The sequence below is a fragment of the Pseudomonadota bacterium genome (assembly GCA_030860485.1).
GTDB lineage: Bacteria > Pseudomonadota > Gammaproteobacteria > JACCXJ01 > JACCXJ01 > JACCXJ01.
Genome location: JALZID010000368.1, coordinates 1 through 8181 on the forward strand (window position 1 = coordinate 1; position 8181 = coordinate 8181).

An 8181-nucleotide genomic window follows, 5' to 3' on the forward strand; every position below is an offset into this window, starting at 1 on the left:
CTCGAGGTCGCCGCGCACCGGCGTCGGCGCGTCGAGAAGACGCGCGAAGGTGCGTCCGAGCGCGACCCGCTCGCGCTCCATCAGCAAACCGGCGCCGTGTGCGGCGTCGCTCAGGGCGGCGAGGAGCCGCAGCAGCTGGCGCGCGCTTGGACCGCCGTCGGCGATGAACTGCGCCGTGCGACGCTGGAGGAACGCAGCGGCAGTGATCGCCAGGTCGATGAGCCGGCGGCGGTCGCCTACCGACACGGTTTTGGCCTCGACGGCGCGGCGCGCGATTACCATCACGTCCGCCAGGGCCGTGACGGCCTCGAGGTTGGGGGTCTCCGGTGCCGGGAGGCGCGCGGCCAGGGTCTCCCGCGTCGGCGCATCCTCGATGGCGGGCAGCTGCGCCTGGAGCGCGGCCTCGTCGAGCGAGGTCAGCTTCCGAATCTCGACGATGAGCTCCTCGACCCGGGCACGCGTGTCACCGCGCGCGAGCTGGTCGCGGTAGGCGGCGATCCTCGGAATCAAGGCCGCCGAGATCTGATTGTGAACGGCGTCGCGCAGCGGCTTGAAGCTTTCGCGTTGCCGGTGGATGGCGGACGCCAGGTTGCGCACCTTGACGATGTCGCCCTCATCGGCGCGAACGTAGAAGCGCCGCTGCAAGTCGTACGCGAGCAGGTAGTGCCGCGGCTCCTTGAAGCTGTCGAGCGCAAGGTAGCGCTCGAAGAAGCGCGGCGCGTCCCGCGCCTCGTACTCGGCGCCGGCGAGCCCGCCGTACGCGCGCATCTCCGCGAGCTTGTGATGGGGATGCGTCTCGACGAAGAACTTCTCGAGGATGTAGCCGCGCACCAGGTCGTGGTGGTCGGGAAACGAGTCCCATTGCCAGAGATCGCGTGAGAACAGGTTGGCGATGTACATGCCCTCGTCGGCGAGCGCCTGGGCCCAGGGCTCGCGGAACGCCGCGCAGAACCGGGCGTTGCCGCTGCACGGACTCACGATGCGCCCGTCGGGGAGTTGCACGGGTCGCTTCTCGCCGTCCTGGCAAACGCAATAGTTCTTGGTGTACGGCCCCTTCTTCTTGGCGAGGCAGAGCCGCCAGCTCTGGTCGAGCTTGGCGATCTGGGCGTCCGTCAACGCGGGACCGCGCGCGAGCGCCGCGGCGGCCACCATCGCCAGCATGAGCGCGCCGAGCACGCGCACGGTCATCGGTCGTCGGTACAACGTCTCCAGTCCTCTCCCCCCCGTAGCAGCGGCACGTCGCTCCGCGCGCCGATCGCGGATATTGACACGGCTGCCGGCCGAGGGGAACCGCTCGCACTCGGCCGTGTTGGGGGGTGGACTAGCCGCTTTCCCACACGCCGCATACCCTATGGCCCCGTGCGATTCCGTCTCCGGTGTGTACGTGCGGCGGTCGGCGCGGCGGTGCTCGTGCTCGGGAGCGGCGCGGCAGCGCTCGCAGTCGAGGCGCCCGCCACGCCCGCGGGCGTGGAGTCCGAGGCCGCGGCCTGGCTGGACACGATCGAGGCCGACCCGGGGCTGCAGGCCTTCGTCGACGGCACCGTCGCCGCGCTCCGCAAGACCGACCCGGCGCTCCGCCGGCAAACCGTCCGCGTCGCCGTCATCGACCTCCCAAGCGCCGGCCCGGCGCGTCTCGCCCACTGGAACGGTACCTCCCCGGTGTACCCGGCGAGCGTCCCCAAGTTTGTCTACCTCATGGCGGCGTTCGCATGGCGGGACGAGGGTCGGCTGAAGATCGACGCCACCGTCGACCACGAGCTGCGCGAGATGGTCTACGCCAGCAGCAACAAGGCGACGCAGAAGGTGGTCGCCCGTCTCACCGGCACCCGCCCGGGACCCCGGCTCGGGCTCTCCGAGTACCGCGCCTTCCGCGACAAGCGTCTCGCCGTCAAGCGCTGGCTCGCGAGCCTCGGCATCACCGACCTTCACACCGTGCACCCGACCTACGACGGAGGCGACATCTCTCCCCGCGAGCAGCAGTTCCTCAGCGATCCCGCCATGCCGGGATGCCTGCCCGCGCGCAGCGGCGCGTTCCGCAACGGCCAGGCCATGACCGCCGTGGGATCGGCGCGCCTGCTGGCGCTCCTTGCCACCGACCGCGCCCTCGCCCCGGCGACCGGCGAGGAGGTGCGCCGGCGCATGCAACGCGACGTGGCGAAGCAGCCCTACCTGCGCCATCGCATTGCGGGCGGCGCGGCGCGCGCCCCGGGCTTCGACGTCTACTCGAAGACCGGTACCTGGGGCCCGATTCACGCCGATGCCGGCATCGTCCGCCACCGCTCGGGACATCAGATCGTCGTGGCCGCGTTCGTCGAGGGCACCCCGCGCTATCGCGGGTCGTTCATCGCCGACTTCACCGACCGGGTGGTGCGCCACCTCGTCCCGAGCGAGTAGCCCCGCGTCGCGGAGCACGAGCGTTCAGGTTTGCCGGCCGGTGCGGCTAGAATGCCGAGGCTCGACACGATGGGAGGACGACACGTCATGACGCGAACGCTAGCGACACTCAACGGCTTGGTAGCCCTGGCTCTCGGACTGGCCGGACCCGACGCCGCCGCGCTCAGTCGCGAGCGCTGGACCGATCCCACGCCGTACGGGGTCTTCTTCAACGAGTACGATCCGAGCTTCTACACGGGCTTCGCGCCGCGCGTGCAGGACAAGCGACGCATCACCATGCACGTCGCCCGCGGCAACCAGCTGCGCGTGCGGATGGTCCTTCCCGACGCCGCGCTCGACCACTATCTTACCGACCAGGTCGCGAGGCACGATCTCTACCTGGAGCTCATCGACAAGGGTATCATCGTGCTCACCGCGAACACGGCGTGGGAGGACTATCACAAGCGCTTCGAGGCCGAGGGGTTGCGCGGTCTCGCCGCCGAGAAGACGTCGCTCTCACCGGCCGAGTGGCGCGCGCTGAACGTGCGGACCATCGACAAGCTGCACCCGGAGCGGCTGTACCGCATCCAGAAGGACTTCGGGCAGCTCGCCGCGGCATGGGCGGCGCTCCTGAAGTCGAGCCCCGCGCCCGCCGATCTCGAGACCAAGCTCGATCTCGTGAACGCGCTCTTCCCGCACCGGATCTTCGCCTACGAGCTGAGCGATGCCGAGGACGCCGCCTTCACCAAGCTGATCGTGCTCGCCAAGGCCGACGACCGGGTAGCCTTCGGCCCGAAGGCCGCGGCCTTCTTCACGAGCGTCACCGACGGCGTCTACGAGATGCGCGACGGCAAGATCGACTACTACGAGTACACCGCGATCTACCCGGCGGGGAGCCACGACGCGACGACCACGCACGACGGGCGCACCATCCCGGTCATCTCGACACCGGGGGTCTGGCCGCTGATCCCGCGCGCGTACGGCAAGGGCAGGACGGGCATGGTCGACTACATCTCGTCGCGCGGCTATTACGGCATGCTCCCGATGCTCCCGTACGAGCACGGCGGCGGGATCTACTACAACTCCATCCACAACACCGGCATCAGCAACTGGATTCAGGGGCATCCGCTGCTGCCGAAGGAGTGGGCCTCGTACACCGAGGGCAGCCGGAGCGGGAAGCCCTACAATCGCGTCGCGATCACGAGCCGCGGCCCGGTTTCCCACGGCTGCACGCGGCTGAACACCGGCCACCTCGCGGAGCTCCGCGAGGTGCTGCCGTCGACCTCTGCGGAGATGGAGGGCATCGTCACCTACCGCAACGAGTCGCACTGCTACGATGTCTTCGACCGCAAGGGCGACGGCAATGTCGAGATCATGGGCGTGCAGTACTACCTCGCGTTCCGCCACAACAAGGTACGAGTCGCCAACCAGATCTGGGCGCAGAACACCCGCAAAGACTTCTACGAGTGGCTCTACGGCAACGATATGAACTACGGCCCGATCGGCCAAGTCACCTTCGATCAGGTCTGCGAGGGCAAGTTCGTCGGCGAGCGCGCGCGCGAGGGGAAGACGTACCAGGGGCTCACGCTCTACGAGGCGCCGTACGTCCCAGATGCGATCCAGTTCTACAAGATCAAGGGCGTGAGCACGACGAGCACGCAGGGCTACGACTTCAACCGCGAGCTGCGCCGCGTGGGCTATGGCTACACGGTGGATCGTAAGACGCTGCTGTTCGACTAGGAGGCTCGTCCGACGGGCGCGGGCAAGATTCGGCCGTCTTGCCCAGGTTCCAATACGCTAGCTTTGCCTGCTGGCCTTCGCCCTTCTTGTAGAGCCGGCAATCCAATAGAGTAGAACACCTGCAGCAGCAGCGCCCGGATGAGCTTCTCCGGGGCAATGGAGGGTCGGCCCGTGTGCGAGTATAGGACATCGAAGTCCGCCGACAGCTCCTTCAGCGCGTCATGGACCCATCTCCCGGATGGGTCGCAGCGGATGATCCCTCGGAATCCGGGATAAGGTGAGACGTAAGAGAACATACCTTCTTGTCGTGTATCCAAACCGCGCATCGCAGGGGCCCCTCTTCGATCAGGTTTCCCGATCTGATCGATGCCACTGCCAGAAGTTCCATTATCTCACGTCATAAATCGAGTTTTCAACAACCTGTTAGAGCAGAAGGGTGACCGGGTTCTCACGCGCCGGTCTTGCCCGCGTTCGGAAGGCTCAGCGTCCCCTTGTCGGTGAAGTTCATTCCGCCGAACAACCCTCCGGCGAGCTTACCGTGCAGAACGTACGGCAAGTTGTCGAGTTTCGCGGCGTCGACCAGGCCCAGCGCTTGTCGCACGGCGGCATACGCCGAGACAGTCACAGGAACGCTGAATACGGTTTCGCCGAAGCGTGACACGCTACCTTTTTGGTTGCTCACGCCGTTGGCGAACGGCTTGCCGTTCAACTCCAACGCGAGTGCCACGCCGTCGTATTCGATCGCCGTCTCGTTGGGGTTCTGCAACCGCAGCTTCACGTTGAAGCGCATTTCCAGGCCTTGACCTGCAAGCGGTTCGATGCCTACCACATTTATGCGTACCGGGTCGCGGGTAAGCATTCCAGCGCAGCCCCCCAGAGCGAGCGCGAGCAACACGCACGGCGATGAAAAAGAGGCGGCCAGGAGCCGGGCCTGGAAGTGGGAGCATGACTTGCACCTCGAGTGGTGGTGGATGTGGGATGATATTGTACCGGCTGTTTCCCGGCTGAGCGGGGCGATGCGCAGCAGGCGAGGCTCGGCGATCACTGCGTAGCCCCGTCATCGCCGGTGACCTCGCGGCTGAGCCCCATGCCGGCGGCGGGCCGCCGTAGCTATTCGGCCGCCTCGTACGGCAGCTCGACGACGTCGATCTCGCGGAGCCGCGGCCAGCCCTTCCCGTCCGGGGTAGTCGAGCACAATCTCGAGTATCTGCAGCGGCCTGACCAGCGCCCTTCATGCTGGTCCGCATCGATTCGAGCGCGGCGTGCAACTCCCGCTTGCGGGCGGTGACCTCGGGGGCGAGCGCCTCGATGTCGGCGGTCTGGATGACCAACTCAGCCTGCAGGAGCCAGTGGGCGCGCCGCAGCTGGGCCAGTGCGCAGCCGGGAGCACAGCTCTTCGTCGGAGCAGGGCGCGACCAGGAACTCCTTGACGCCGTGGCGCAGAAGCTGGGCGCCGGGGGTCCGTCGCCGCGTTTGGTGCACGACAACGAGACCGCGTCATGACTTGCAGTTGATGATCCACCGCCAGTGACTCAGCCACCACTGCATAAAGCCCACCGGGCCGGCAGAGCTTGACCAGCGTCGTGAGAAGGTGGGCAAGGAGGGCGAAGAGTTCTCGCACGCCGCCTACCTTACCAACCCGGCTATGATTCCCAAGACTGCAATCAGCGTGGCATTTGTCCTAGAATTTGCAATTCGCCACACACAAGTCCCAGCCGGTGACTCTGCCTGATGGTTTACGCCGATCACAAGGCTGCATAACGACGGTACGCTAGCGTGGGAAGGATGGGGTTTCTGTGGCCTACAATCAAGCGTTGTTTATTTCAATGATCATTCCTGCCTCGCGCAGTCGTTCCACAAGCACCTCACCGAGCCCGGTGGCTGGCGTCAGGACGCCTCCGCGCTCATACCCACCAGGGAGGGCATCGGTGTTCGATATGAGGCTCAACGCCGACTCGCACAGGCATTTCACCGTGACCCGGTTCCCTGGATCGCCTCGATCACAGATAAGAGCACTCACTCTACCGCCATCGTCACTGAGCCCTAGGAGCTGGCAGCGGAACCAGCCATTTGCCATGGTGTTCTCAGAAGGGCCGCTACCGGGTACAGGTAGCAAGGGCTTTAGCAGCCGACGGATAGAAGGTCGCCACATCGCGCTCTCGAACAGCGCTATGCCAGCCGTCGCGGCGGCGGCTTTGATCCGCGCGAACGGACGGTTGAACCTCTGATATTCTTGGTAGACGAACTCCGAGCCATACGGCTCTCCGCATTGAGCGTAAAGCGCGGCGCTACGGCGTACGACTCGCGTGTTTATCGATCCCATCAAGAAAGGCGCGACCCACGTTCCGATGTCGGCATCGTAGCGCGGCCGCATCGGGTCTTGACTGCGTTCGATCTCGTATTCGGTACGAGCGCCTTCGGCGTTGAGGAGGAAGGGGTGGCTTAGCTCCCCCGGCCGGGTAGACTCATGGGTGTTAAAACTCGATGCGACGGTGCCGCCGTTGAAGCCACCGTACAGCTGGAAAAACGCCTTCGCCTCTTTGCACGGCACGCCTAGCTCTCTTCGCATATGGCGAACCAGGAGATAAGTACCGAGATCGGAAGGTACCGAATCGAACCCACAAAAAGGAATAATGCGCGTCCCCGCGAGCGCCGCTCGCTGATGGTAGCGATCGATGAGCTCCCGTACCCAGCCTGTCTCGCCGGAAATGTCGACATAATGGGTCTTGAAGCGCACGCAAGCGTCGACGACGGGACTGCCATAGAGCGCGAAAGGCCCGGCCGTGCTCAGCATCACTTGGGTTCGGGACACGATGGCATCGACCGCCGCTTGGTCGCCGCTCTCAGCGACCAATACTGCTGCCGTACTCGCAGGGGCTCCGATCTGCGCCCTCATAGCCTCTAGTTTCTCTCGATTGCGGCCGGCGATGGCCCAACGCAGCTCTTGGGCATGCTGAGCGAAGTATTTGACCGCCTGTTTGCCGGTAAAGCCACTAGCTCCATAAAACACTAAATCATAATCACGCTCGGCCATAGGACGCATCGTTCCTTCCTAGTTAGTCATAATATTACGCCGGCGGGGAAGTACCCCATAGGCGAGCAACGGCGCAGTTGCACGACTTTACTCCTGTGGTACGCAATAATTCTCCGGCTGTCCATCCCGATAATTTGTATGCGTGCATCGCGTGTTGAACTTTGCACGCCATTCTTCGCCTGGATTCAGTGGCAACGGCGTCTCCTCGTTCAATGGTAATATTATGCCGAGAATATCTTTGGCTTGTTCAGCTTGCAACAATAGCAATCCTGCTCAGGCAATTTTGAGATAGGTTCCAGTTCATGTGCTCGGTGGGTGCTCACGGCACGATACACCAGTCGCAGCGGCCGGTACCTCGTTTTCGACCAGTGTGCGCTTGCTGGCTTGGTTGCGTGCGAAAAAAGACAGCGCTTTTCCAAAGCACGCATAAGTCTTTGAGTTTGGCGGGCCCGGCAGGATTCGAACCTGCGACCAAGGGATTATGAGGCAGATCGTTCTGCTGTAAACCATTGTCTTCATCATCTACTATCCCGCGCCCGTTGCACTCAAGATGTAGAACAGTGTCGTACCGTATCTAACTAACGACGTCCCGCAAAAGTCCCGCATGCCCTTCGCAAGGCCACGAACAGGTTTGGATGCTTCCCTTCCTAGCATCGATGCCCCGCCCCTTGATTGTCAAATCCGCACCCTCGCGTACCCGTACCTCGCATACATACCCGCACTGGGCGGCCATATGGGATCGCATATCGTACGCCCACCGTCCGGCCCCCCAACCCCCCTCCTCGCGGCCGTGAACGGCCTGAAGGGGGCGTCCATTGAGCCAGTGCGAGGTGTATGTCGTCACAACCATGCATCGTGTCCCTGGACATCCGTCAGACAGCGTCCTCAACGTCCGACAATCGAACGACCTAGCAGCCTGTCGGACTTAGCGTGGAACTTTTCAAGCGCGAGGGGATCGGATCGGTCAGGGTTCCGATGAGCGAGCGCGCATGAGCCATTTCCGTCCCTGTGATCGTGACACCCCTTACCTGCTG

6 protein-coding genes and 1 pseudogene are annotated in these 8181 nt (G+C 64.3%); 3 read left to right on the forward strand and 4 right to left on the reverse strand.

All coding sequences use genetic code 11. The features are described 5' to 3' along the window. Nucleotides 1–1188 (reverse strand): hypothetical protein (locus M3461_22785; protein ID MDQ3776968.1); only part of this gene is annotated, 1188 nt, incomplete at its 3' end. Between the two features lie 216 nt (nucleotides 1189–1404). On the opposite strand from M3461_22785, the gene M3461_22790 reads away from it, so the two are divergent. Together M3461_22790 and M3461_22795 are read left to right on the forward strand one after the other, a co-directional pair. Beyond that, complete coding sequence (locus M3461_22790; protein MDQ3776969.1) at nucleotides 1405–2394, forward strand: class A beta-lactamase-related serine hydrolase; 990 nt, start codon at nucleotides 1405–1407, stop codon at nucleotides 2392–2394. Nucleotides 2395–2481: 87 nt separating this feature from the next. After that, a complete protein-coding gene (locus M3461_22795; protein ID MDQ3776970.1) occupies nucleotides 2482–4113 on the forward strand; it encodes a hypothetical protein in 1632 nt (543 codons plus the stop codon). Nucleotides 4114–4217: 104 nt separating this feature from the next. Here the strand turns inward: M3461_22795 and M3461_22800 are convergent. Together M3461_22800 and M3461_22805 are read right to left on the reverse strand one after the other, a co-directional pair. After that, nucleotides 4218–4439 (reverse strand): annotated as a pseudogene (locus tag M3461_22800) (IS5/IS1182 family transposase). Nucleotides 4440–4561: 122 nt separating this feature from the next. Further along, nucleotides 4562–4972, reverse strand: a complete 411-nt coding sequence (locus tag M3461_22805) for an LEA type 2 family protein (protein MDQ3776971.1) — start codon at nucleotides 4970–4972, stop codon at nucleotides 4562–4564. A gap of 374 nt (nucleotides 4973–5346) precedes the next feature. On the opposite strand from M3461_22805, the gene M3461_22810 reads away from it, so the two are divergent. Beyond that, nucleotides 5347–5616, forward strand: a complete 270-nt coding sequence (locus tag M3461_22810) for a hypothetical protein (protein ID MDQ3776972.1) — start codon at nucleotides 5347–5349, stop codon at nucleotides 5614–5616. 304 nt (nucleotides 5617–5920) lie between these two features. Here the strand turns inward: M3461_22810 and M3461_22815 are convergent, their stop codons facing one another. Beyond that, nucleotides 5921–7147: a saccharopine dehydrogenase NADP-binding domain-containing protein gene (locus M3461_22815; protein MDQ3776973.1), complete on the reverse strand. Its 1227-nt coding sequence runs from the start codon at nucleotides 7145–7147 to the stop codon at nucleotides 5921–5923. Between the last annotated feature and the right edge of the window lie 1034 nt (nucleotides 7148–8181).

Bases quoted from the DNA above. Each gene is read 5' to 3' on its own strand.
- M3461_22795 (MDQ3776970.1), top strand. From the start codon at position 2,482: ATGACGCGAACGCTAGCGACACTCAACGGCTTGGTAGCCCTGGCTCTC.
- M3461_22805 (MDQ3776971.1), bottom strand. From the start codon at position 4,972: ATGCTTACCCGCGACCCGGTACGCATAAATGTGGTAGGCATCGAACCG.
- M3461_22810 (MDQ3776972.1), top strand. From the start codon at position 5,347: ATGCTGGTCCGCATCGATTCGAGCGCGGCGTGCAACTCCCGCTTGCGG.
- M3461_22815 (MDQ3776973.1), bottom strand. From the start codon at position 7,147: ATGGCCGAGCGTGATTATGATTTAGTGTTTTATGGAGCTAGTGGCTTT.